This window comes from Streptomyces rimosus, assembly GCF_008704655.1.
Taxonomy (GTDB): domain Bacteria; phylum Actinomycetota; class Actinomycetes; order Streptomycetales; family Streptomycetaceae; genus Streptomyces; species Streptomyces rimosus.
Map to the genome: position 1 here is coordinate 4,907,572 of NZ_CP023688.1, position 23,649 is coordinate 4,931,220.

The window sequence follows — 23,649 nt, forward strand, 5'->3', positions numbered from 1 at the left end:
GGTGAGCGCCATACACAGTGTCGGTACCTGCGGCGGCGGGCCGATCCCTAGGCTGAGGGCGTCCGCCGTACCGTGTCCCCGGGCGGGCCCGAGCGATCCGAGGTAGTGACCGTGACCACGACGCAACCCGACCCGGCAGCCGGCGCGGCGGTGCACGCCGCCGACCGCGCGCACGTCTTCCACTCCTGGTCCGCGCAGGGCCTGATCGACCCGCTGCCGGTCGCCGGCGCCGAGGGCTCGTACTTCTGGGACTACGACGGCAACCGCTACCTGGACTTCTCGTCCCAGCTGGTCAACACCAACATCGGCCACCAGCACCCGAAGGTCATCGCCGCGATCCAGGAGCAGGCCGGAAAGCTGTGCACGATCGCACCGGGCTTCGCCGTGGACGTACGCGCCGAGGCCGCCCGGCTGGTCGCCGAGCGCACCCCGGGCGACCTCGACAAGATCTTCTTCACCAACGGCGGCGCCGAGGCCGTGGAGAACGCCGTCCGCATGGCCCGGCTGCACACCGGCCGCGCCAAGGTCCTGTCGGCCTACCGCTCGTACCACGGCGCCACCGCCGCCGCGATCAACCTGACCGGCGACCCGCGCCGCTGGCCCTCCGACACCGCCTCGGCCGGTGTCGTGCACTTCTGGGGCCCGTTCCTGTACCGCTCGCCGTTCCACGCGGAGAACGAGGCCCAGGAGTGCGAGCGCGCCCTCGCGCACCTGGAGGACACGATCGCCTTCGAGGGCCCGCAGTCCATCGCCGCGATCATCCTGGAGACCGTCCCCGGCACCGCGGGGATCATGGTTCCCCCGCCCGGCTACCTGGCCGGCGTCCACGAGATCTGCGACCGGCACGGCATCGTCTTCATCCTGGACGAGGTCATGGCGGGCTTCGGCCGTACGGGGCACTGGTTCGCCGCCGACCACTTCGGCGTCACCCCTGACCTGCTGACCTTCGCCAAGGGCGTCAACTCCGGCTATGTGCCGCTGGGCGGCGTCGCCATCTCCGCCGAGATCGCCGCCACCTTCGACCAGCGCCCCTACCCCGGCGGCCTGACCTACTCCGGACACCCGCTGGCCTGCGCCTCCGCCGTCGCCACGATCAACGCGATGGCCGAGGAGAAGATCGTCGAGAACGCCGCGGAGATCGGCGAGAAGGTCATCGGGCCCGGACTGCGCGCCCTCGCGGAGCGGCACCCGTCGGTCGGCGAGGTGCGCGGGCTGGGCGTCTTCTGGGCGCTGGAGCTGGTCAGGGACAAGGAGACGCGCGAGCCGCTGGTCCCGTACAACGCGTCGGGCACGGCCAACGCGCCGATGGCGGAGTTCGCGGCGGCCTGCAAGCGCGGCGGCCTGTGGCCCTTCGTGAACATGAACCGCACCCACGTCGTCCCGCCCTGCACCGTCACCGAGGCCGAGGCCAAGGAGGGCCTGGCTGCCCTGGACGCGGCGCTGGCGGTGGCGGACGCGCACACGGCCTAGCCGGCACCCGCACCCGGGCCCGGCCTGTGTACGGGGCCGCACCCGGCCCCGTACACAGGCGCCACCGTCGCCCCGCCCGTCCCCCTCGCCTATCGTGAAGGCCAGGGCCGCTCTCCTCGCACGCGGTCGTACGCACCAGCCGGCCCACGAGGCCGCCGAAGGAGACGGACACGATGCCCGCCGGCCCAGGCAGCGGAGTCATACGGCGCAACACCCTGCGCCAGCAGATCGCCGACGCGCTGCGCGACGAGGTGCTGGCCGGGCGGCTGCCCTGCGGACACCAGTTCACGGTCAAGGAGATCGCCGAACAGTACGGGGTCTCCGCCACGCCCGTACGGGAAGCCCTGCTCGACCTGTGCGCCCAGGGCCTCCTGGACGTCGAGCAGCACCGCGGCTTCAGGGTGCACGCCTTCACGGCCACCGACTACCGGGCCATGGTCGAGGCCCGCACCCTGATCGTCGAGGGCATCTTCCGCACCCGTGCGGAGCGCGCGCTGAGCACCGCGCCCCCCGCCGTGCTGATGTCCATCAGGCGCCGCGCCGAGGAGGCGGAACGGGCCGCGCGCGCGGGCGACTTGGACGTACTGATCGGCTACGACCTGCGCTTCTGGCGTGAACTGGGCAGCCTGGTGGGTAACCCGTACATCAGTGACTTCCTGGACCGGGTACGGGTGCAGAGCTGGGTTTTCGCGGTGCCGCTGCTGCGCCGCGCGACGGATCTGCGCGGCCGGCTGTGGCACGGCCACCGGGACCTGGTCAGCGCCGTCGTACGGCACGATCTGGCCGAGGCACAGCGGCTGGTGCGCGAATACAACGAGCACTCCCTCGCCCTCGTCGGTGGCGCCTGCTAGCACTACCCTGTCCGTCCGCCCCCCCCACCCGACCGGAAGCGAGCTCATACGTGGCATGTGACCTGTGGCTGGTCCCCCTTGTCGATGTGCTGTGCCACAGCCCCGACAACCCCTTCTCCGAAGAGATCGCCGCCTACGACAAGGCCCTCACGGAAGCGGGACTGCCGCCCGTCCCCGTCTTCAGCTACATGCCGGGCCTGTCCGGGGACGTCGCCCCGGTCGCGGGCTTCGACTACGACGCGCTGCACTTCCTGCGGCGCGCCTACCTGCTGCGGATCTGCGGCCTCGAAGTGACGCCGGTGGACGGACTGGGCGGGGACTACGAGCAGTTGCTGGAGATGTTCGAGACCACGGCCCAGGAGTCGCACCTGGTGTGGCACTACGACCACGCCGGGGCGTACGTTCCGGTCGACTTCCCGCACCCGCTGGCCACCGAAGAGCTCCTGGAGGGCGGCGGACCGCTGGGCTCCGCCCACGGCCTGCTGCGCGACCTCGAACTCGTCGCGCCGTCCATCGGTATCGATCCGGCCAATCCGCCGGCCGCGCCCGAAGCGCCGTCCCGGCCCACCACCCTGGAGGAGCGGGTGAGCGGGGTGCCCCTGGACGACAGTCCGTTCGCGCGGGAGCGGCATGTGTGGCTGGGGCTGCACGCGGCGGCCACGCGGAGCCTGGGCCAGGGGTCGATGATCGTCTTCAGCTGACGGCTGCCCCGGGCGCGCCCGGCCACCGGACGCGCCCGGCGCGGCGCACGGGGCCGCGCCGAGCGGGCGTGCGAGCGGGCGCGCGGGCGGCGCGGCCCTCAGCGCGGCGGCTCGGGGGGCCGCTGCCGCGGCATGTTCGGGCGGGTGCCCGGCGGGAGCGTGATCCGGCCAGGTTGCGGACCGCCGGGCTCCGGCCGCTGCCCCCACTGCGCCGTCGCGCGGGCGCCGGGCGGCAGCGGGCCCGGCCGGAACTGCGACATCCAGTCGGCGGTCTCGGCCCGCACCAGCTCCGCGATGTCCTCGTTGAAGCGGCGCAGCACGCCCAGACAGCGCTCGGCCGCCTCGCTGGCGGTGCCCTCCGTCGGGCCGAGGACTTCGCGGACGTTCTCCGAGGCCCAGTCGAACTGGAGCGTATCCAGGCGGCGTTGCACCGCCTGCGCGGTGGCCACGTCCCGCATCCAGCCGGCCGTCACCCCGAAGAACCGGTCGCTGCTGACGCACACCGCCGCCAGCAGCAGCGCCAGATACCCCCACTTCGCGCCGCCGGGGGCCACTCCGGTCAGGTCCAGCAGCGGCAGCAGGCCGCCGACCGCGACACCGGCGGCGGCGCCCAGCCGCAGTGCCCGCGCGCCGCGCCGCTTGGCCACCCGGTCGTGCAGGTACCAGGAGGCGGCCTGGAGGGCGCCCGCCTCGACCCAGTGATACAGCTCGTCGAGGCGCTCAGCCGGTTCGCCCCAGTCCCCGAGCGGGAAGGCGCGGCCTCCCAGATCGCGGCGACCGTCGTCGCCGCCCGGCCCGCGCTCCTCCCGAGGGGGCCCCTCGGGCTGCATCTCCGGCTGACTCACCCGTGCACTCCCTCAAGCAGATACGTGCGGTGCGCGCGGTACGTACGAGACGGCCGGTGCGCAACCTCCTTCCTACCGCCGAACGGTGGGCCTCGCCCCCAAGATCGCTTTATTTCCGCCCGGAAGTGGTGCTGCATCAGGTATAAGGTCATGCCCCCTCTCACTCGAAAGAGTTGCCACTGCCCGGCCTCGACCGGTTTCCACGCCTTACGTCCGTCTCGTCCCCGGCCCGCCCGCAGTCCCGCCCGCGCCTTTGGCCCGTCCCCGCACCGGGGCCGCGGGGGCGCCGCCCCTGGCCCGCGCCCACGGCGACTAGGCTGCGCATGTGAAGGTCCTCGTCATCGGCGGCGGCGCCCGCGAACACGCCCTGTGCCGCTCACTGTCCCTCGACCCCGACGTCACCGCGCTGCACTGCGCCCCCGGCAACGCCGGCATCGCCGAGGTGGCCGAGCTGCACACCGTCGATGCCCTCGACGGCGCGGCCGTGGCCGGCCTGGCGCGGCGCCTGGAAGCGGACCTGGTGGTGGTCGGTCCCGAAGCGCCCCTGGTCGCCGGTGTCGCCGACGCCGTCCGCGAGCAGGGCATCCCGGTCTTCGGGCCGTCCGCGCGCGCGGCCGAGCTGGAGGGCTCCAAGGCGTTCGCCAAGGATGTGATGGCCGCCGCCGGTGTGCCCACCGCCCGCAGCTACCTGTGCACCACGCCCGCGGAGATCGACGAGGCGCTGGACGCGTTCGGCGCCCCGTACGTGGTCAAGGACGACGGCCTGGCGGCCGGCAAGGGCGTCGTCGTCACCGAGGACGTCGAGGCGGCCCGCGCGCACGCGCTGGCCTGTGACCGTGTGGTCATCGAGGAGTTCCTCGACGGCCCGGAGGTCTCGCTGTTCGCGGTCACCGACGGCGAGACCGTCGTACCGCTCCAGCCCGCCCAGGACTTCAAGCGCGCCCACGACGCCGACCAGGGTCCGAACACCGGCGGCATGGGCGCGTACAGCCCGCTGCCGTGGGCCGACCCCAAGCTGGTCGACGAGGTCATGCGGACCGTGCTCCAGCCGACCGTCGACGAGCTGCGCCGCCGTGGCACGCCGTTCTCCGGACTGCTGTACGCGGGCCTGGCGATCACCTCGCGCGGTGTGCGCGTCATCGAGTTCAACGCGCGCTTCGGCGACCCGGAGACCCAGGTCGTGCTGGCCCGGCTCCGTACGCCGCTGTCCGCGCTGCTGCGCGCCGCCGCGACCGGCACGCTCGCGTCCCTGCCGCCGCTGCGCTGGAGCGACGACGCGGCGGTGACGGTCGTCGTCGCCGCCCACAACTACCCGGGTACGCCGCGCACCGGCGACCCGATCCGCGGCCTGACCGAGGTCGCCGAGAAGGACGCCCCCGGCGCGTACGTCCTGCACGCGGGGACGAAGAGGGACGAGGCCACCGGCGAGGTCGTCAGCGCGGGCGGCCGGGTGCTGTCCGTGACGGCCACCGGCAGCGACCTGGCCGCGGCCCGGGAGCGCGCCTACCGCGCGGTCGGCCGGCTCACGCTGGAGGGCTCGCACCACCGTACGGACATCGCGGCGCGGGCGGCGGGGGAGAGCTGAGGGGCTTCCGGGGCGCGGACCGCGTCCTGCTTCCGCCCCGGTGCCCGGTCTGTGCCCGGGGCGGTGCCCGGCGTGCCCCCGATATGTGCCTGATGTGCCGCCGACCTGGCCCGCTGGTGCCCGCGGGCTGACCTCCCCGGGACGTTCGCGGCACGTATCCGGCCTGCGCCGGGGCGCCCCGGCCCGGTGCCCCGGCGTCTCCGGCAGGCTCCGGGCGTGCCCGCAACCGCGTGGGTCCTGCCCGTTGCGCCCCGCTCCCGGACACCCCGGAGGATTTTGGCCGGGATGGGGCTCCCGGCTTTACCCAAAGCCATTCCATCGAGTGACCGAGCCGCTATCCGGCTGACGGGGCGGGACGCCCCAACTAGGGTTCCCCGCATGCGTCGTGTGGTGCCCGTGCCGCCCGCCGGCACGGCCGTCGCGGCGGCGTCCGGCAAGTGGCTCACCGGCATTGCGGTGTCAGTGGCCGGTGCCACAGTGGTGGAGAGTGAGCAACACCGTCGGAGGCCGTTCGCGTCCCCGGCACCGTTGCCCCGCTCTTGTCGTCCCGTGTTCTCTTTGTCCGGTTGATCAGGGCAGCAGGGGGTGTACAGGCTGGTGGCAGGTCCGGAAGCAGGAGCAGAGGCGGCGCGCGCCCGCGCGCTCGCGGTGCTGCGGATCCGCGGCGCGGCGCTGGGCGTGGCCCTGGTGCCCGCCGCGGTGGCCGTGGTGCTGCTCGTCGGCGGACTGACCGGCCGTATCGGCCGCGCCGACCCCGTCACGAGTTCCACCGGCTGGGACACCGTGCGCTGGGTGGTCACCGGCATCGCGCTGGTCGTGCTGCTGCTGGCGGCGCTGGTGACGACCGTCGTCGTACGGGCCCGGCCCGCGCTGAGCCCGTCGGTCCCCATAGCGGAGGAGTCCGCCCCCGACCTGTACCGCCTCGTACGGGACTTGGCCGACCGCCTGGAGGTCCCGGCCCCGTCCGCGATAGCCCTGACGCCCGACTGCGACAGCTGGCTGGAGGACCGTACGCACCGCGCGCACGGCCCGCCGCGCGGCAAGGCGGCGGGTGGCGCGGGCGCCGGAGCGCGGGAGGGCGCACGCGCCGTGCAGGCGCCGGTCCTGGTGATCGGCTCGCCGTTCATGTGGTGGATGCGGGTCGCCGAGCTGCGGGCGCTGCTGGCGCCCGTCGTGGCCGGCACCGGCCCGTCCGCCAACCCGGACATAGCCGCGGCCCGCCGCTTCGTCCGCGGTCTGGACGCCGCGGTGGCGGTCTCCGCGCGCGCCAAGCACCCCTTGGGCGCACCGGCGTCCGCGTTCGTCGGATGGGCCGCGCGCCTGCTGCTGCGGGCCTGCCGCGAGCACGCCATGGAGATGGAGCGCTGTGTGGCCGCCGCCGCCTCCGAGCGCGCCCAGAACGTGGACTACGGCCTGCGGATCGTCGCCCAGGAGCAGGTCGGCCTGGCGTACGCGGGCTGGGACCGGCTGCTGACCAGGGTCGCGCTGCCCGCCTGGCGCCTGGGCCGCTGGCCCTCCCGGCTGGACGCCGGTGTGGTGTCCGCGCTCACCGAGCTCTCCCGTCGCGACCGTCTGGCCGAAGGTTTCACCTCGCGCCTGGGCGAGCGCCCCGCGTGCGACCTCCTGGAGGAGCCCGGCGCCGTGGACCGCGCCGCCTCCCTTCTCGCCGCCCGCCTCTTCCACGGCGGCCCGGCCGAGCCGGGGCCGGACTGGTCCCCGGTGGGCTGGCAGCAGTATCCGGAGGAGGTCGTGGACCGCAAGTGGCGCCTGGAGGCGGCGCGACTGCACCGCGTCCTGGACGCTCTCCCGCCGGTCACGGACGGTGGCCGCCCCGGTCGTGCGGAGCCGGGTGGCCCGGAAGAGCCGGGCGCCGCCGGCGACCCGGACGGGCTGGTCGCCGCGGGCGGTGCGGGCGGTGCGGCGGACCCGTCGGGCCCGGCCGCCGCGTACGGTCCGGCAGTCGCCGAGGGCCTGGTCGCCGGTGAGCCCTCGGCCGGTCCGGAGAGCTCCGGCCCCACGCTGGTCCGGGTCATCGAGCGCCTGACGGCCGGCGAGCGGGCGAGCGATCTCGTCGCCGCGCGCCTCGGTGCCGAGCTGGCGCGCGAGGAGCGTGCGGAGGCGGCGCGCCAGGCGGCCCGCGAGCCGGTGGCCGACGGCCCGGACGCGGGCGTGACCTGGGGCGACGGGCTCGCGGACGGGCTGCCGCTGTTCCCGATGCAGCCCCCGCGCACGGGCCGCGAACTGCTCGCCGACCATGTGACCGCGATGGTCTGCTGCGCCGCCGTGGACACCGCCGGTGCGGCCCCCGGCCTGGACTGGCTGGACGGCCCGATCCTGCTCGTGGAGGGCGCACGCCGCTCGGATCTGGGCCACCCGGTGCTCCGGCTGGTCGACGACGGCGACGCGGGGCCGCTCGGCGAGTGGCTCGGCGAGGTCGGCGTACGGCCCGAGAAACCGGTCCGGCTCGTGTGAGGGGCGCCGACGGCGCACGGGGAGCGTATGGGGGCGCATTCGGGGGCATGAACAAGCCGAGTGCGCCTGTTGTGGGCGTTCGCTCCGCACCACCCGCACGACCGGGCTGAATGTTCCCCTCCAGCTCGTCGTTCATGGCCGGAACCCTCGCGAATTCACGACGAAGGGTGACGGAGCAAGTGCGTAATGTGATGTGCTGGGACTGGCCCCGGTCGTTCAATCGAGCACGAAATCCTGGTGCCGCGGCGGCCTGCTCAGTCGGCGGGGGGACGCAGGGAGGGGAGTACGAAGTGGGGACGGAGCAGATCCGGCGCTGGGAGTCGGGAGCGCTTGCGCACGCGGTCACGGATCCGTTCGGCCAGGGCCCGCTGCCCTGGCTGCGCGGCAGCGAGAACTACTTCGACTCCGGTCAGGTGGTCCCCTGGTACGTGGACCCGGCGGTCGCCCCCGGCGAGAAGCGCCTGCCCTCGCCCCGCTCCAGCGCGGGACCCCGCACGGCCGACGACGTACGCCAGCAGATCAAGGGCTTCGTGAGCACCGGCGCGGTGGCCCCCGGCGAGGCCATCGACTTCCGTGTCTCGGTCGATCCGCCCCAGCCCTTCAGTATCGACATCTACCGCATCGGCCACTACGCGGGCACCGGCGCCGCCAAGATCACCACGAGTCCGCGGCTGGCCGGCATCGTGCAGCCCGCGCCGCTCGCCGCCGACCGCACGGTCTCCTGCCACCACTGGTGGCTGTCCTGGCGCCTCCAGGTCCCCACGTACTGGAAACTGGGCGCCTACGTAGCCGTCCTGACCACCGCCGACGGCCACCGCAGCCACGTGCCCTTCACGGTCCGCGACACCCACCCCGCCGACCTCCTGCTGCTCCTGCCCGACATCACCTGGCAGGCGTACAACCTCTACCCGGAGGACGGGCGCACCGGCGCCAGCCTGTACCACGCCTGGGACGCGGACGGTTCGCTGCTCGGCGAGCCCGACGCCGCCACCACCGTCTCCTTCGACCGCCCCTACGCGGGCGCCGGCCTCCCGCTCCATGTGGGCCACGCCTACGACTTCATCCGCTGGGCCGAGCGGTACGGCTACGACCTCGCGTACGCCGACGCCCGCGATCTGCACGCCGGCCTGGTCGACCCGTCCCGCTACCGCGGCCTGGTCTTCCCCGGCCACGACGAGTACTGGTCCCAGCCCATGCGCCGGACCGCCGAACTGGCCCGCGACAGCGGCACCTCGCTCGTCTTCCTGTCCGCCAACACCATGTACTGGCAGGTCGAACTGGCCCCCTCGCCCGCGGGCCCGGACTCCCTGCTCAGCTGCCGCAAGCGCCAGGGCCCCGGCAAGCCCGCCCTGTGGCGCGAGACCGGCGAAGCGGAGCAGCTGCTGATGGGCATCCAGTACGCCGGCCGGGTTCCGGAGCCCGCGCCCCTGGTCGTGCGCAACGCCGACCACTGGATGTGGGAGGCGACCGGCGCCCACGAGGGCGACGAGCTGCCCGGCCTGGTCGCCGGCGAGGCCGACCGCTACTTCCCCCGTACGCCCCTGCCGGAGCACACCCACCGCATCCTGCTGGCCCACTCCCCGTACGAGGACAGCGAGGGCACCCGCCGCCACCAGGAGACCTCGCTCTACCGCGCCCTCAGCGGCGCCCTGGTCTTCGCCTCCGGCACCTTCGCCTGGTCCCCGGCCCTGGACCGCCCGGGACACGTGGACGAGCGCGTCCAGCGCGCCACGGCCAATCTGCTCGACCGCATCTGCAAGCGGGACTAGAAGGCCGGGGGCTATCGCCCGGTGATCGTCCCCAGCTCCCGCGCCAGTGCCACCGTCAGCGCCCGGAAGATCCGTACCTCCGGATTCGGGTCGCCCGCCCGCGTCGCGAGCACGCTGTGCGCGTACGGCGCGTCCAGCACCGGCACGTACACCGTCCCGGGCCACGGGTAGTAGCGGGCGAAGGACTTCAGCCCGGAGCCCGCGCCGCGGCCCGCGGCCACGCTGGTCAGCACGTCCTGCGGGGTCAGCGCGCAGTCCGGGGCGCGGCGCTCGCCCTCGTCGAAGTACAGGTAGTCGGTGAACGGACGCGGTGTGTGCCGGGGCAGCCGTAGGTACGGCAGGTCGATGACGTCCGCGAGCCGTACGCCCGTCGCCGCGGCGTCCGCGAGCGGCGAGGCCGCCGGGACCGCGACGATCCGCTGTTCGGTGGTCAGGACGTCCACCTCGATGCCCTCGCTCCGGATCGCCGGCCGTACGAACGCGACGTCCACCCGGTCCTCGCGCAGCGCGCTGCAGTGCTCGGTGAAGTTGAGCTGGACCAGCTTCAGCGGGATCTCCGGGCGGGCCCGGCGGAAGGCGTTGACGGCCGCCGGCGTCACCTCGGCCGAACCGTGCCCCATCACACCGACCCGCAGCCCGCGCGCCGCCCGGGACGAGGCCGCCGAGGCGCGTTCCGCCGCCTCGGTCACGTCCTCCACGGCGGCGTTCGCGGCGGCCAGCAGCGTACGGGCGTGGGAGGCCAGCCGCTGCCCGGCGGCGGTCGGCCGTACGGGGCCGTTGCCGCGGTCCAGCAGCCGGGTGCCGAGCTCGCGCTCCAGCTGCTGGACGTGCTGGGTGACCGCGGCCGGCGACAGGAACAGCCGGGACGCGGCCCGCCCGAAGTGTCCTTCCTCGACCACCGCCAGGAAGGAAGACAGCCGTCGCAGGTCCATGGGTGCCACGATAAATCGGACGCGGGTCCGGTTCCGGGGGCCGTTCACGATTCCTGAACGGAGGCGGCGCCGACCCCCTCCGGCCTCGTACAACGGCTTCCATGAGCACGTCCCCCACCGAACGCCGCACCACCTCCGCTGCTGCCGCTTCCGCCTGCCGTACGGACGCGCCCGGCGCCGGGGCAGCCCCCGTACTGCCACGCCCCGCGCCCCGTACGCCAGGCCGTGCCACCGGTGGTTCCGCCCGGCCCCGCCACTGGCTGCGCGCGGGCTGGATGATGACGGCCTCCGGCTGGAGCGCCAACCAGTTCTCCGCCCTGCTCGGCGCCTACCGCGGCGACCTGGGCCTGACCACGGCCACCACCACCGCCCTCTTCGCGGTGTATGTGCTCGGCCTGATCCCGGGGCTGCTGCTGGGCGGCCCGCTGGCGGACCGGCGCGGCCGGCGCCCCGTCGTCTACACCGCGCTCGCCACCGCCGCCGTGGCGACCTGCCTCCTGATGGCGGGCCCGGCCGCCGCCTGGCTGCTGTGGCCCGGCCGCTTCCTGACCGGCCTCGGCGCGGGCGCCCTGCTCACCGCGGGCAGCGTCTGGATCAAGGAACTCTCGTCCGCCCCGCACGACCCGTCCACCGCCCCCGGCACGGCCGCCCGCCGCTCCGGCCTCTTCCTCTCGGCCGGCTTCGCCTCCGGCGGGTTGGCCGCCGCGCTGATCGCCCAGTGGGCGCCGTACCCGATGATCACGGCGTATGTGCCGCACCTGGTGCTGTCGGCGGTGGCAGCGGCGGCCGCGGGCCGGGCGCCCGAGACGGTCCGGACCAGGAGCGGGCACCGTCCGGCCGCCCATGAGGCGCGCCCGACCACACACGATCATGTGTCGCGGGGAGGCGGCGGTGCCTCCTTCCGGCGGCTGATCGCCCCGGTGGCCCCCTGGGTCTTCGCCGCGCCGACCATCGCCTTCGTGACCCTTCCGGGGCTCGTCGGCGCGCGCCTCGACGGCTGGCAGACGGTGTACGCGGGTGTCGCCACCGCCGTGACCCCCGGCGCCGGGCTGCTGGTGGCGCCGCTCGCCCGCCGGCTCGCCGCCCGACACCGCCTGGCCACCGCCGTCACCGGGCTGGCCGCCGTCGCGCTCGGCCTCCTCGTCGGCGCCCTCGCCGTCATGGCCGTACAGCCCGCCCTGGCCCTGGGCGCCGCGGTGGTGCTCGGCGCCGGGTACGGGCTGTGCGTGGCGTACGGCCTGACCGAGGTCGCCGCGCTGGCGCCGCCGCACCGGCTGGCCCGGCTCACCGCCCGCTTCTGGACCCTCGCCTACCTGGGCTTCTTCGCCCCGTACGGCGTCACCCTGCTCAGCGCGCTGTGGTCCCCGCAGGCCATCCTCGCCGCCGCGGCACTGCTGGCCGTCCTCACCCTCGGGGCGGTCGCCCGCGCGGCGCGCCGCGAACGGCTCTGACCGGTCTCGCGCGGGCCTGGGGCCCGTACCGGGTGCCGGTCCCGCGCATGCGGCCCTCCGCGACCCTGGGACGCCGTATCGTCCCCGCATACGGGAGAATCGGACCGACGCCTGGATCAACCTACGCGGAGGCAGCGTGTCCGGTTTTGTAGAAAAGCCCGAGGCAGTGGAGGTTCCGGGGCTCACCCACCTCCACACCGGCAAGGTGCGCGACCTCTACCAGAACGCCGCCGGTGACCTGATCATGGTGGCGAGCGACCGCATCTCGGCTTTCGACTGGGTGCTGCCCACCGAGATCCCGGACAAGGGGCGGGTGCTCACCCAGCTCTCGCTGTGGTGGTTCGACCAGCTGGCCGACCTCATCCCCAACCATGTGCTGTCCACGGAGCTGCCGCCCGGCGCCCCCGCGGACTGGGAAGGCCGTACGACGGTCTGCACGTCGCTGGCGATGATCCCGGTGGAGTGCGTCGCCCGCGGCTACCTCACGGGCTCCGGCCTCGTCGAGTACCAGCAGACCCGTACGGTCTGCGGGCTGGCGCTGCCCGAGGGCCTGACCGACGGCTCGGAACTGCCCGCCGCGATCTTCACCCCCGCCACCAAGGCCGCCGTCGGCGAGCACGACGAGAACGTGCCGTACGAGGAGGTCGCCCGCCAGATCGGCGCCGAGACCGCCGCCCAGCTGCGGCAGGCCACCCTCGCCGTGTACGGGCGGGCCCGCGACATCGCCCGCGAGCGCGGCATCGTCCTGGCGGACACCAAGTTCGAGTTCGGCTTCGACGGGGCAGAGCAGCTGACGCTGGCGGACGAGGTCCTCACCCCGGACTCGTCCCGCTTCTGGCCCGCGGACACCTGGGAGCCGGGCCGGGCCCAGCCTTCCTTCGACAAGCAGTTCGTCCGCGACTGGCTCACCTCGCCGGCCTCCGGCTGGGACCGCGGGAGCGAGCAGCCGCCCCCGCCCCTGCCCCAGGAAACCGTCGACCGCACGCGCGCCAAGTACATCGAGGCGTACGAGCGGCTCACGGGGCTGACCTGGGGGTAAGGACGGAGTGGGGCCGGGTGCACCCCGGCCCCACGAGTGCCGGTCCTGCGGACGGGTGCCGGTCCCCAACGAAGAAGGCCCCGGTCGCGATGACCGGGGCCTTTTCCCTGAGCGGACGACGAGGCTCGAACTCGCGACCTCAACCTTGGCAAGGTTGCGCTCTACCAACTGAGCTACGTCCGCCTGCCCCGCGCTCAGCGGCGCGGTGCGGGCTCCACTATAGCCAACCTCGCGCGCGGGCGATGCGCGCTGCCGCATGACGGTTCTCGGCGGAGAGCTTCGCGGTGGCCGAGGAGAGGTAGTTGCGCACCGTCCCCGGCGACAGCGCGGCCCGCTCCGCGATCTCCGCGACGGGCGCGCCGTTCTCCGCGTACTCCAGCACTTCCGCCTCCCGTACGGTCAGCGGCGAGTCCCCTGCGCTGATGGCGTCGGCCGCCAACTCCGGGTCCACATACCGGTTTCCCGCGTGCACCGAGCGGATGATCTCGGCCAGCCGCTGTGCCGAGACGGTCTTCGGCACGAACCCCCGCACCCCCGCCTCCAGGGCCCGCTTCAGGTGGCCGGGGCGCCCGTGACTGGTCACGATCATGGTCCGGCAGCTGGGCAGCCGGCTGCGCAGAGATGTGGCCACTGCCACACCGTCCGCCCCCGGCATCTGAAGATCCAGTACCGCGACATCGGGCCGATGAGCCAACGCCATCGCCAACGCCTCCGGCCCCGACCCCGCCTCGGCCACCACCTGAAGATCGTCCTCCAGCGCCAGCAGCGCGGCCAACGCTCCCCGGATCAGGTGCTCGTCGTCGGCGAGCAGGACGCGTAGCGGGGCTGGGAGGTCCGGTGAGGGCGCGGGCGTGGGCTGCGAAGGGGCGGTCGTCGGAGGCTGTGGGGGTGTCGGTGGGGCTTTTGAGGGGGCCGCCACCGGAACCGCAGGTCCCTCCGTACCGGGCTGCCGGCCGGATGCCGGCACCGCCCCGGACCCCGGCACCTCTCGGGACTCCCGCCCCGGCTCGGGCATCCGCCCCCACTCCTCCGCCATGGTCTCTGCTTCCCTCACGTCGCTGTCCCTCCGGCCGGGTGCCCGTCCGGCCCTGCGCAAGCCATCGTCGCCCGTCCCAGCACGGCCCGCCGTCGACTCCGCCCGTCCGTACCAACACGGGCCCTCTACGTCCGAGCGGGCCACCCGCTCGCGGCGAGCCCGGATGCGTCCCCCTTCGCCACCTGACCCTCCTCCAGCGGGACATGTGCCCGCAGCCAGAACCGGCCGTCCGGGCGGGGGCCGGCGACCAGCGTGCCGTCCAGGGCGGCGAGGCGTTCCCGCAGGCCGGCGATGCCGCTGCCGGCGCTGCGCTGGGGCACGTCCGGTACGACGCCGTCGTTCTCCATCGTGAAGATCACCGCCGGTTCGGGCCGGGCCGCCGTGTCCGTCCCGGCGTCGCGCGTCCGGTCGCCGCCGGGCGTGCCGTCGGACGTCACCCGCAGCGTCAGCCAGCACGTGGACGCGTTGGCGTGGCGCAGTACGTTCGTGGTGCCTTCCCGTACGACCCAGGCCAGCACCGACTGCACCTGCTGCGGCAGCCCGGTGCTGTCCTCCTGGTCCATCAGGCACTGCACCCCGGCCGCCTGGAGCACCGCCCGCGCTCCCGCCATCTCCACGTCCAGATCCGCCTCCCGGTAGGCGCGGACCACGTCCCGTACCTCCCGCTGGGAGTCCTGGGCCATCTGCTGCACCTCCGCCATCTGGTCGGCGGCCTCCGGCCGGCCCTTGCGCGCCAGCCGCACCGCCAGCTCGCTCTTGAGCGCGATCACGGCCAGGTTCCGGCCGACGACGTCGTGCATGTCCCGCGCGAACCGCAGCCGCTCCTCGGCCACGGCGAGCCGTGCCTGCGCGCCCTTGGCCTCGTCCAGCTCCCGCATCGCGGCGAGGATCCAGCCCCAGCTGCGGCACGACAGCGCCGCGAAGAGGGCGGAGAAGGCGAGGGCGATCGGCAGTCCCGCCACGAACACGAGCGAAACGCCCGCGAGGCCCATCGCCGTCATGATCACTGCCGTGTTGACGACGTACACCAGCGCCTGCCGGCGCTTGTTGATCACGAGGGAGAGCAGGCAGCTGACCGGCAGGGTGGGGAACAGCATCAGCGTGGTCCAGGCCTGCACATCCGCCGGCAGTCCGGCGTACGCGATCAGTATCGCGATCATGGCCACCGACGCGGCCGCCAGCACCCCCGACGCGGCGATCAGCCGCCACGGCGCGGGAGTGCCGTACACGTAGTGCGAGAGCCCGCGCCGCACGCCGGGGATGTAGACGCCGCACTGCACCAGCCCCAGCACCATGACCGGCACGGTCGGGAGCAGGGAGACATGCGCCGTGGCCGCCGTGGCGACGAGTGGTGCGACCAGCCAGCCGATGAACATCAGCCACGGCATGACGTACAGCGTCCACCGCGCCCACAGGAACACCTGCGCGACCCTGCCCCGTTCCCGCAACCTGCGCAGCTGCTCATGGAACACCGGCTCCGCACCCCCGTCGTCCTCAGCGCCGTACACCGTCAGTGCCGTGGCTCCCAGCGGAACCACCGACGTACAGCAAACACCGCGAGCCCGGCCCAGGCCAACGCGATGACCAGCCGCTTCAGCGTGTCGGTGAGGTCGCCCTCGCCGAGCCAGCCGTCCCGTACCAGGCCCATCACCGGCGACAGGGGCAGCAGCTCCAGGACCGCGGCGACCCGGTCGGGGAAGATGTCCAGCGGCGCGACCATCCCGGAGCCGGCCATGGAGACGAAGACGAATGGCAGCGTGGTCAGCGAGGCCGCCTCGGCGCTCTTGGTGATGGCCGTGGAGGCCGCGGCCATCGCGACCACGATCACCATGCCGAGGAGCACACCGAGCAGCAACAGATGCGGCGCCCGGGGCAGGTCCACCTTCAGGGCCAGCCCGCCGCAGACCACCAGCAGGACGCACTGCGCCAGGCCGATGAGCACCGTCGGCAGGGCCGTTCCGGCCAATATCTCCCGGTCCGTCAGCTCACCGCAGCGCAGCCGCTTGAGCACCAGCTCCTCGCGCCGGGTCACCAGCGCACCCGTGACGGTGCCGTACACCGCGAAGATCAGCACGAAGCCGATGGTCCCCGGGAGCAGGGCCGTGCCGACCGACAGGCCGTTCTTCTCCAGCGGCATCTCGGCGACCGCCCGGTGCAGGGCGAAGGCCATGATCAGGGGCATCAGCAGGGCCATGAACAAGGTGGTCTTGTTCCGGCCCAGCAGGGTCAGTTCCGCGCGGGCCAGGGCCGTCAGCCGGTCGCGGGTGCCCGTACGGGCGGCAGCCCCGGGCCTCGTCTCGATGCCGGTGGCGCTCACTTGTCCTCCAAACCCTTGGCGATCCGCAGGAACGCCTCCTCCAGCGACGCCGAGCGGGCGTCCAGCCCCCGCAGCTCGATGCCCTTGTCCCGCGCCCACAGCAGCACGCCGGTGGCGGCCCGCTGCAGGTCGGAGGTGAACAGCCGGATCGTGCGCCCCGTCGTCTCGTGTCCGTCGACGCCCAGTTCGGGGAACGGCGGCAGATCGCCGGCCAGGAAGCCGTCGGGCAGCTCGAAGGAGATCTGCGCGGGGTGGCTGGCCACCACCTCCGCGACCGTGCCGGTCGTCGCTATCCGGCCCCGGTGCATGATCGCGAGGCGGTCGGCCAGTCCCTCGGCCTCTTCCAGGTAGTGGGTGGTCAGCACGACGGTCGTGCCGTCCGCCCGCAGCCCGCGTATCAACTCCCAGGTCGTGTGGCGGGCTTCGGTGTCCAGGCCGGTGGTCGGCTCGTCGAGGAACAGCACCTCGGGCCGTCCCAGCGTGGCCATGGCCAGGTCCAGCCGCCGCCGCTCACCACCGGAGAGCATCTTGATCCGGACGTCCCGGCGCCGGGCCAGACCGACCATCTCCAGCGCCTCGTCGACCGGCCGGGCGCCGCTGGTGGTGCCCGCCCACATCCGTACGGCCTCGGCCGCCGTCAGGTCCGAGGGGAAGCCGCCCTCCTGGAGCATCACGCCGACCCGCGGCCGGACCTGGGCCCGCTCCGCGTACGGATCATGGCCCAGCACCCGCACCTTGCCGCCGGTCGGCGCGGCCAGCCCTTCGAGCAGCTCGACGGTGGAGGTCTTGCCCGCCCCGTTGGTCCCGAGCAGGGCGAACAGCTCGCCGCGGGCCACGGAGAAATCGATGCCCCGCACCGCTTCGTAGCCCGCCTTGCCCTTCTTGTTCTTCCGGCCGCCCCCGGGCGGCCCGTATCGCCTGCGCAGACCCGTGACGTCAATCACGTTCGCGCCGAAGTCCCCGATGTTCATGCTTCAAGGCTCCCGGCCGGATCCGGCCCGGGGCAGTGCGGCTTGTCATCAGCCCGGATGACAAATGTCAGGTGCGGCGGGGCGGTGGCCGTCCCTGCGGACGGGCGGCGCGGGCGCATACGAAAGGCCCCGGTCGCTATGACCGGGGCCTTTTCCCTGAGCGGACGACGAGGCTCGAACTCGCGACCTCAACCTTGGCAAGGTTGCGCTCTACCAACTGAGCTACGTCCGCAGGCATCCGACCGGCTTTCACCGGGCGGCGCGACAGCTACTCTACCTGATCCACAAGACCGGTAGGTACTGTCAGAGCGGGTGACAGGGATTGCACACTGCGCCTCCCCCTTGGAAAGGGGGCGCTCTACTACTGAGCTACACCCGCATGACCACCATCCACCGGGCCCGAAGATCCGGTCGATGCTGTCAGAGCGGGTGACAGGGATTGCACACTGCGCCTCCCTCTTGGAAAGAGGGCGCTCTACTACTGAGCTACACCCGCGTGACTCCTTGGGGTTCGGCCTTTCGGCCTCGCCCCTCGGCGTGCTCCAGACTCTAGCTGATCAACAGGGGTGCTGCGCAACTCGGCTGATGGACCGTGCGAACCGGCCCGTACGCCGCCGCCCCGCCGCTGTCCGCCCGCCGCTGCCCGCCCGGCGTCCGTCCGCCGGCCCGCGGCCGGACGCCGGGCGGGCAGGGTCAGCTGTTGGCCGCGTCGAAGGCTTCGTAGACCTTCTTCGGGATCCGGCCGCGCGGAGGCACGTCCATGTGGTGGGAGCGGGCCCAGGCGCGCACCGCCGCGGGATCCGGCGTCACGGAGGTGTGGTGGTACGCCTTGCCGGACTTCGACCGCTTGCGGCCGGCCTCCACGAACGGGGCGAGGGCGCCGCGCAGTTTCTTCGCATTGGCGGGATTGAGGTCGATCTCGTACCACTTACCGTCCAAACCGAAGGTGACCGTCTCTGCGGCTTCTCCGCCTTCGATGTCATCGGAGAGCGTGACTACTACGCGCTGCGCCACGGATATCGGTCCTTTCGAGCAGCAATCCCGTCCTGACATGGGGGGATGCTGCAGATCCGGCTGATTGGGATCAATGCATTTTCATTTGTACAGCGACAGGCATTGCAAGGTGAAGCCCAGTTAATTTCCTCAGCGTGTCCTTCCGCAATGCGGACCCTAGGTCTTTTCTGAGATTTTCCCCACCGCTCACCGAAGCCGATGCCGCAACGTGATCACACCGTCACGATATCTATGCGCGTAGATTTTCGAACACGGTACTGTGAGGGCACCGCCTTACGCACCACACCATCGGGAGTGCCAGTGGCACGCGTCGTAGTCGACGTCATGCTCAAGCCGGAGATCCTCGACCCGCAGGGCCAGGCGGTGCAGCGTGCACTGCCACGCCTGGGATTCGAGGGGATCCGCGACGTCCGTCAGGGCAAGCGTTTCGAACTTGAGGTGGAGGGCCCGGTCGACGACGCCGCCCTCGCCCGTATCCACGAGATGGCCGAGACCTTCCTCGCGAACACGGTCATCGAAGACTTCACCGTCCACGTAGAAGACCGAGCCGCATCATGACGGCACGCATCGGAGTCATCACCTTCCCCGGCACGCTCGACGACCGCGACACCCAGCGCGCCGTCCGGCTCGCCGGGGCCGAGGCCGTGCCGCTGTGGCACCGTGACAAGGACCTGAAGCAGGTCGACGCCGTGGTGCTGCCCGGCGGTTTCTCCTACGGCGACTATCTGCGGGCGGGTGCCATCTCGCGCTTCTCGCCGGTGATGGAGACCGTGATCGAGCAGGCCAGGGCCGGGCTGCCGGTGCTGGGCATCTGCAACGGCTTCCAGGTCCTGACCGAGACGCATCTGCTGCCCGGCGCCATGCTGCGCAACGAGAGCCTTCACTTCGTCTGCCGTGACCAGAAGCTGCGGGTGGAGAACGCCGGCACCGCCTGGACCACCGACTACGCGGCCGGCCAGGAGATCTCCGTACCGCTGAAGAACATCGACGGCCGGTACGTCGCCGACGAGCGCACCCTCGACATGCTGGAGGCCGAGGGCCGGGTCGCCTTCCGCTACCTGACCGAGGGCGACACCGCCGACGGCTACGGCAACCCCAACGGCTCGCTGCGCGACATCGCCGGCATCACCAACGAGGCGGGCAACGTCGTCGGCCTCATGCCGCATCCCGAGCACGCCGTCGAGCCGCTGATCGGCACCGGCCGGACGGACGGACTCGGATTCTTCACCTCGATCCTGAAGAAATTGGTCAACGCATGACGCTCGACACGGTCAAGCACGCAGCCGAGACGCCGGACACCGACCAGCCCTGGGCCGAACTCGGCCTGAAGCAGGACGAGTACGAGCGCGTCCGCGAGATCCTGGGCCGCCGTCCCACCGGCGCGGAACTCGCGATGTATTCGGTGATGTGGTCGGAGCACTGCTCGTACAAGAGCAGCAAGGTCCATTTGCGGCAGTTCGGGCAGAAGGTGCCCGAGAACGACGCGATGCTCGTGGGCATCGGCGAGAACGCCGGTGTCGTGGACGTGGGCCAGGGCTTCGCGGTCACCTTCAAGGTCGAATCGCACAACCACCCCTCCTACGTCGAGCCGTACCAGGGCGCCGCCACCGGTGTCGGCGGCATCGTGCGCGACATCATCGCCATGGGTGCCCGCCCGGTCGCGGTGGTGGACCCGCTGCGCTTCGGCGCCGCCGACCACCCCGACACCAAGCGCGTCCTGCCGGGCGTGGTCGCGGGCATCGGCGGTTACGGCAACTGCCTGGGCCTGCCCAACATCGGCGGCGAGGTCGTCTTCGACGCCTGCTACCAGGGCAATCCGCTGGTCAACGCCGGTGCCATCGGCGTGATGCGGCACGAGGACATCCACCTGGCCAAGGCCTCCGGCGCCGGCAACAAGGTCATCCTCTACGGGGCCCGGACCGGCGGCGACGGCATCGGCGGCGCCTCCATCCTGGCCTCGGAGACCTTCGACGAGGCGAAGCCGAGCAAGCGGCCCGCCGTCCAGGTCGGCGACCCCTTCCAGGAGAAGCTGCTCATCGAGTGCACCCTGGAGGCGTTCGCCGAGAAGCTGGTCGTGGGCATCCAGGACCTGGGCGCGGCCGGCCTGTCCTGCGCCACCAGCGAGCTGGCGTCCAACGGCTCCGGCGGTATGCGCGTGGAGCTGGACGACGTACCGCTGCGCGACTCGACGCTCTCGCCTGAGGAGATCCTCATGAGCGAGTCGCAGGAGCGCATGTGCGCCGTCGTGGAGCCGGACAAGGTCGAACGGTTCCTGGCGATCTGCGAGAAGTGGGACGTCACCGCCACCGTCATCGGCGAGGTCACCGACGGCGACCGGCTGGAGATCTACTGGCACGGCGAGAAGATCGTCGACGTCGACCCGAAGACGGTCGCCCACGAGGGCCCGGTCTACGAGCGCCCGTACGCCCGCCCCGCGTGGCAGGACGCGCTGCAGGCCGACGACGCGAACAAGCTGGCGCGACCGGCGAACGGCGCGGAGCTGCGCGAGCAGGTCCTGAAGCTGGTCGCCTCGCCCAACCAGGCGTCCAAGTCCTGGATCACCAGCCAGTACGACCACTTCGTGCAGGGCAACACGGTGCTGGCGCAGCCGGAGGACGCCGGCATGATCCGCATCGACGCGGCCTCCGGCCTGGGCGTGGCCATTGCCACCGACGGCAACGGCCGTTACGCCAAGCTGGACCCGTACCACGGCGCCCAGCTGGCGCTGGCCGAGTCCTACCGCAACGTCGCGGCCACCGGCGCGAAGCCCCTGGCGGTCTCCGACTGCCTGAACTTCGGCTCGCCGGAGGACCCGGCGGTGATGTGGCAGTTCGCCGAGGCCGTACGCGGCCTGGCCGACGGTTGTCTGGAGCTGGGCACGCCGGTCACCGGCGGCAACGTCTCGCTGTACAACCAGACCGGTGAGGCGGCCATCCACCCCACCCCCGTCGTCGCGGTCCTCGGTGTGATCGATGACGTGCGGCGCCGCACCCCGGTCGCGTTCGCCGACGAGGGCCACCTCATCTACCTCCTCGGCGACACCAAGGAGGAGCTGGGCGGGTCGGCCTGGTCGCAGGTCGTCCACGACCACCTGGGGGGCCTGCCGCCCAAGGTGGACCTGGGGCGGGAGAAGCTGCTGGCCGAGATCCTGATCTCGGCCTCCCGCGACGGCATGATCGACGCCGCCCACGACCTGTCCGACGGCGGCCTGGTGCAGGCCCTGGTGGAGTCGTGCCTCAAGGGCGGCAAGGGTGCCCGCATCGTCGTCCCCGACGGGCTGGACCCCTTCGTCCTGCTCTTCTCCGAGTCGGCGGGCCGCGCCGTCGTCGCGGTGCCGCGCAGCGAGGAGCTGCGGTTCTCCGACATGTGCGGCGCGCGGGGCCTGCCGGCCACCCGCATCGGCGTCGTCGACGGCGATGTCCTCGACGTCCAGGGCCAGTTCACCATCCCGCTGAGCGACCTCAGGGAAGCTCATGAGGCGGCGATCCCGGCGCTGTTCGGCTGAGTCCGGCCGGGTCCGGCCGAGCCGGTCCGGTCGATCGGTGGTCCGTCCCTTCCCGGGGGCGGGCCACCGCGTCGTCGGGCGGCCGTACGGATGTCCGCCCGGCGCCCGCCGGCGCATCGGCCCGTAGGCGCGAGGCCAGGAGCAGTGCCAGCACCAGCACGCCCGCCGAGCAGAGGAAGACCACGCCTATGGATGAGCTGAAGGCGTCCACCGCGCGGGTGTGGGCCTCGCCCTTCAGGGCCGGTATGGCGCTGGTGGAGCCGCCGGGGCCACGGTCGGCGTAGACGCGGGCGAGCACCGTGCCGAAGAAGGCCGTGCCCAGGGAGCTGCCCAGGGTCTGGAAGAAGCGGACGCCGGTCGTCGCCACCCCGAGCTGGTGGTGCGGCGCGGACTGCTGCACCAGCACGATCAGTTGGCCCAGCGTCTGGCCGAACCCGGCGCCGAGCAGGAGGAGTTCGGCCCGTACGACCCACAGGTCGGTGTCGGCGCCGTTGGCGGAGAGCAGCAGGGTGGCCACGGCGGCGCAGGCCGTGCCGCTGATCACGGCCGCCTTCTCCGACCACCCGCGGGCGGCGAGCCGGCCCGTCAGCAGGCCCGAGGCGGCTATCCCGAGCGCTATGGGAATCATGAACAGGCTCGCGGAGGTGGGGGCGATGCCGCGGGCCAGCTGAAGGTAGATCATCACGTAGACCAGCGAGCCCATCATGGCCACGCCGACCAGGCCCTGCACGGCGAAGCCGGTACGCAGCGCGGGGATGCGGAACATGGTCAGCGGGAGCAGCGGCTCGGCAGCGGTGGCCTGCCGCCACAGGAACAGGGCGAGCAGCGCGACGGCACCGCCGAACAGCCCGAGGATCACCGGCGAGCCCCAGGCGTGATCCCGGCCGCCCCACTCCGTCACCAGCAGCAGCGCGGTGGAGAAGGCCGCCGCCAGCGCCGCGCCGAGGAAGTCGATGCGGTGCCGTTCGCCGTGGTGCGGGAGCTTGAGGGCGAGTGCGGAGACGATGAGCACGGCGATGCCGACCGGCAGGTTGACGTAGAAGATCCAGCGCCAGTCCGCGTGGTCGGCGAGCAGTCCGCCGACCACCGGCCCCAGGGCCATGCCGGCCCCCGCGACCAGCCCGCCTGTTCCGGCGCCCTTCCGCGTGCCCTTCTGGCCCGGCCCCTTGAGCTGGGCGAGGACGACCATGGTGACGCTCATCAGCCCGCCGCCGCCCAGCCCCTGCACCGCGCGGAAGGCGATGAGCTGCTCCATCGACTGCGCGGCCCCGCACAGCGCCGAGCCCAGCAGGAAGGTGGCGACGGCCCCGAGGAAGACCTTCTTGGCGCCCAGGGAGTCGCAGAGCTTGCCGTACAGGGGCAGCGCCGCGGTGGCGGCGAGCGAGAACGCGCTGATGAGCCAGGGGATGCGGTCGACGCCGTGCAGCGGGTCCAGCTCGCGGACGATCGGGACCGTCGCGGCCGAGACGATGTTCGTGTCGAGGACGGCGAGCAGCATCGTCACGAGGCAGACGGCGAAGCCGATGCGGAGCCGGGCCGGCGTCATACCGCCCGGCGCGGCGGGGGAGGGCGGTCCGCCATCGGCGGCCGCGCCGCCCGGGGAAGTCCGCGAAGACGTGGTGGAAAGGGTCATGGCTGCACCATGCCCGCCAAGCGTGGACCGAGTCAATGTTTAGCCCGGTATTATTTTT

At 72.8% G+C, this 23,649-nt stretch carries 19 protein-coding genes and 4 tRNA genes; 11 read left to right on the forward strand and 12 right to left on the reverse strand.

Translation table 11 applies throughout. The features are described 5' to 3' along the window. The first annotated feature begins 111 nt into the window (after positions 1-111). The 3 genes from CP984_RS20830 (at position 112) to CP984_RS20840 (ending at position 3,022) form a co-directional block, all read left to right on the forward strand. Positions 112-1,470: an aspartate aminotransferase family protein gene (locus CP984_RS20830; RefSeq protein WP_003986965.1), complete on the forward strand. Its 1,359-nt coding sequence runs from the start codon at positions 112-114 to the stop codon at positions 1,468-1,470. Positions 1,471-1,643: 173 nt separating this feature from the next. Continuing rightward, entirely contained in the window at positions 1,644-2,321 is a 678-nt protein-coding gene (locus tag CP984_RS20835; protein ID WP_030180689.1) for a GntR family transcriptional regulator, read from the forward strand. Between the two features lie 50 nt (positions 2,322-2,371). Further along, the gene (locus tag CP984_RS20840; RefSeq protein WP_003986964.1) at positions 2,372-3,022 is read left to right on the forward strand and encodes a hypothetical protein; all 651 of its coding nucleotides are present in this window, start codon (positions 2,372-2,374) and stop codon (positions 3,020-3,022) included. Between the two features lie 98 nt (positions 3,023-3,120). Here CP984_RS20840 and CP984_RS20845 read toward each other — a convergent pair whose 3' ends face one another. Continuing rightward, positions 3,121-3,867: an SLATT domain-containing protein gene (locus CP984_RS20845; RefSeq protein ID WP_030180692.1), complete on the reverse strand. Its 747-nt coding sequence runs from the start codon at positions 3,865-3,867 to the stop codon at positions 3,121-3,123. 325 nt (positions 3,868-4,192) lie between these two features. On the opposite strand from CP984_RS20845, the gene purD reads away from it, so the two are divergent. The 3 genes from purD to CP984_RS20860 all read left to right on the forward strand — a co-directional run bounded on the left by purD (position 4,193) and on the right by CP984_RS20860 (position 9,693). Next, positions 4,193-5,452, forward strand: a complete 1,260-nt coding sequence (gene purD / locus CP984_RS20850) for a phosphoribosylamine--glycine ligase (protein ID WP_003980555.1) — start codon at positions 4,193-4,195, stop codon at positions 5,450-5,452. A 594-nt stretch (positions 5,453-6,046) separates the two neighbouring features. After that, positions 6,047-7,924, forward strand: a complete 1,878-nt coding sequence (locus CP984_RS20855; RefSeq protein WP_161276753.1) for a hypothetical protein — start codon at positions 6,047-6,049, stop codon at positions 7,922-7,924. 290 nt (positions 7,925-8,214) lie between these two features. Beyond that, a complete protein-coding gene (locus tag CP984_RS20860) occupies positions 8,215-9,693 on the forward strand; it encodes a N,N-dimethylformamidase beta subunit family domain-containing protein (protein ID WP_003980557.1) in 1,479 nt (492 codons plus the stop codon). Positions 9,694-9,704: 11 nt separating this feature from the next. Here CP984_RS20860 and CP984_RS20865 read toward each other — a convergent pair whose 3' ends face one another. Then, positions 9,705-10,625 (reverse strand): LysR family transcriptional regulator, encoded by a 921-nt coding sequence (locus CP984_RS20865; RefSeq protein WP_003980558.1) that lies wholly within the window; start codon positions 10,623-10,625, stop codon positions 9,705-9,707. Positions 10,626-10,726: 101 nt separating this feature from the next. Between CP984_RS20865 and CP984_RS20870 the strand changes: the two genes are divergently transcribed. Together CP984_RS20870 and CP984_RS20875 are read left to right on the forward strand one after the other, a co-directional pair. Further along, a complete protein-coding gene (locus CP984_RS20870) occupies positions 10,727-12,076 on the forward strand; it encodes an MFS transporter (RefSeq protein ID WP_226048684.1) in 1,350 nt (449 codons plus the stop codon). Positions 12,077-12,212: 136 nt separating this feature from the next. Next, complete coding sequence (locus CP984_RS20875) at positions 12,213-13,115, forward strand: phosphoribosylaminoimidazolesuccinocarboxamide synthase (protein WP_003980560.1); 903 nt, start codon at positions 12,213-12,215, stop codon at positions 13,113-13,115. A 110-nt stretch (positions 13,116-13,225) separates the two neighbouring features. On the opposite strand, the gene CP984_RS20880 is transcribed toward CP984_RS20875, so the two are convergent. The 9 genes from CP984_RS20880 to CP984_RS20920 all read right to left on the reverse strand — a co-directional run bounded on the left by CP984_RS20880 (position 13,226) and on the right by CP984_RS20920 (position 18,453). Beyond that, positions 13,226-13,298, reverse strand: a tRNA-Gly gene (locus CP984_RS20880). A gap of 34 nt (positions 13,299-13,332) precedes the next feature. Continuing rightward, positions 13,333-13,926, reverse strand: a complete 594-nt coding sequence (locus CP984_RS20885; protein ID WP_030180698.1) for a response regulator transcription factor — start codon at positions 13,924-13,926, stop codon at positions 13,333-13,335. A gap of 350 nt (positions 13,927-14,276) precedes the next feature. Continuing rightward, positions 14,277-15,689 (reverse strand): sensor histidine kinase, encoded by a 1,413-nt coding sequence (locus CP984_RS20890; protein ID WP_003980562.1) that lies wholly within the window; start codon positions 15,687-15,689, stop codon positions 14,277-14,279. After that, on the reverse strand, positions 15,662-16,468 hold the full coding sequence (locus tag CP984_RS20895; protein WP_003980563.1) for an ABC transporter permease: 807 nt from the start codon (positions 16,466-16,468) through the stop codon (positions 15,662-15,664). The genes CP984_RS20890 and CP984_RS20895 overlap by 28 nt, the downstream gene beginning before the upstream one ends. After that, on the reverse strand, positions 16,465-17,439 hold the full coding sequence (locus CP984_RS20900; RefSeq protein WP_003980564.1) for an ABC transporter ATP-binding protein: 975 nt from the start codon (positions 17,437-17,439) through the stop codon (positions 16,465-16,467). Before CP984_RS20900 ends, CP984_RS20895 begins: the two co-directional genes overlap by 4 nt. A gap of 159 nt (positions 17,440-17,598) precedes the next feature. After that, positions 17,599-17,671, reverse strand: a tRNA-Gly gene (locus CP984_RS20905). A 75-nt stretch (positions 17,672-17,746) separates the two neighbouring features. Beyond that, a tRNA-Gly gene (locus CP984_RS20910) sits at positions 17,747-17,818 on the reverse strand. Between the two features lie 45 nt (positions 17,819-17,863). After that, positions 17,864-17,935, reverse strand: a tRNA-Gly gene (locus CP984_RS20915). Positions 17,936-18,132: 197 nt separating this feature from the next. After that, entirely contained in the window at positions 18,133-18,453 is a 321-nt protein-coding gene (locus CP984_RS20920) for a histone-like nucleoid-structuring protein Lsr2 (RefSeq protein WP_003980565.1), read from the reverse strand. A gap of 300 nt (positions 18,454-18,753) precedes the next feature. Between CP984_RS20920 and purS the strand changes: the two genes are divergently transcribed. The 3 genes from purS to purL are packed head-to-tail and all read left to right on the forward strand — an operon-like array spanning position 18,754 to position 21,958. Continuing rightward, positions 18,754-19,011, forward strand: coding sequence for a phosphoribosylformylglycinamidine synthase subunit PurS (gene purS / locus CP984_RS20925; protein ID WP_003980566.1), 258 nt, complete (start codon positions 18,754-18,756; stop codon positions 19,009-19,011). Next, positions 19,008-19,712 carry a phosphoribosylformylglycinamidine synthase subunit PurQ gene (gene purQ / locus CP984_RS20930; RefSeq protein ID WP_003980567.1) on the forward strand — a complete coding sequence of 235 codons (705 nt, stop codon included), beginning with the start codon at positions 19,008-19,010 and terminating at the stop codon, positions 19,710-19,712. The genes purS and purQ overlap by 4 nt, the downstream gene beginning before the upstream one ends. Continuing rightward, entirely contained in the window at positions 19,709-21,958 is a 2,250-nt protein-coding gene (gene purL / locus CP984_RS20935) for a phosphoribosylformylglycinamidine synthase subunit PurL (RefSeq protein ID WP_003980568.1), read from the forward strand. The genes purQ and purL overlap by 4 nt, the downstream gene beginning before the upstream one ends. Here purL and CP984_RS20940 read toward each other — a convergent pair. Then, positions 21,915-23,504 (reverse strand): MFS transporter, encoded by a 1,590-nt coding sequence (locus tag CP984_RS20940; protein WP_003980569.1) that lies wholly within the window; start codon positions 23,502-23,504, stop codon positions 21,915-21,917. The two genes, purL and CP984_RS20940, sit on opposite strands and share 44 nt — an antisense overlap. Positions 23,505-23,649: the final 145 nt, after the last annotated feature.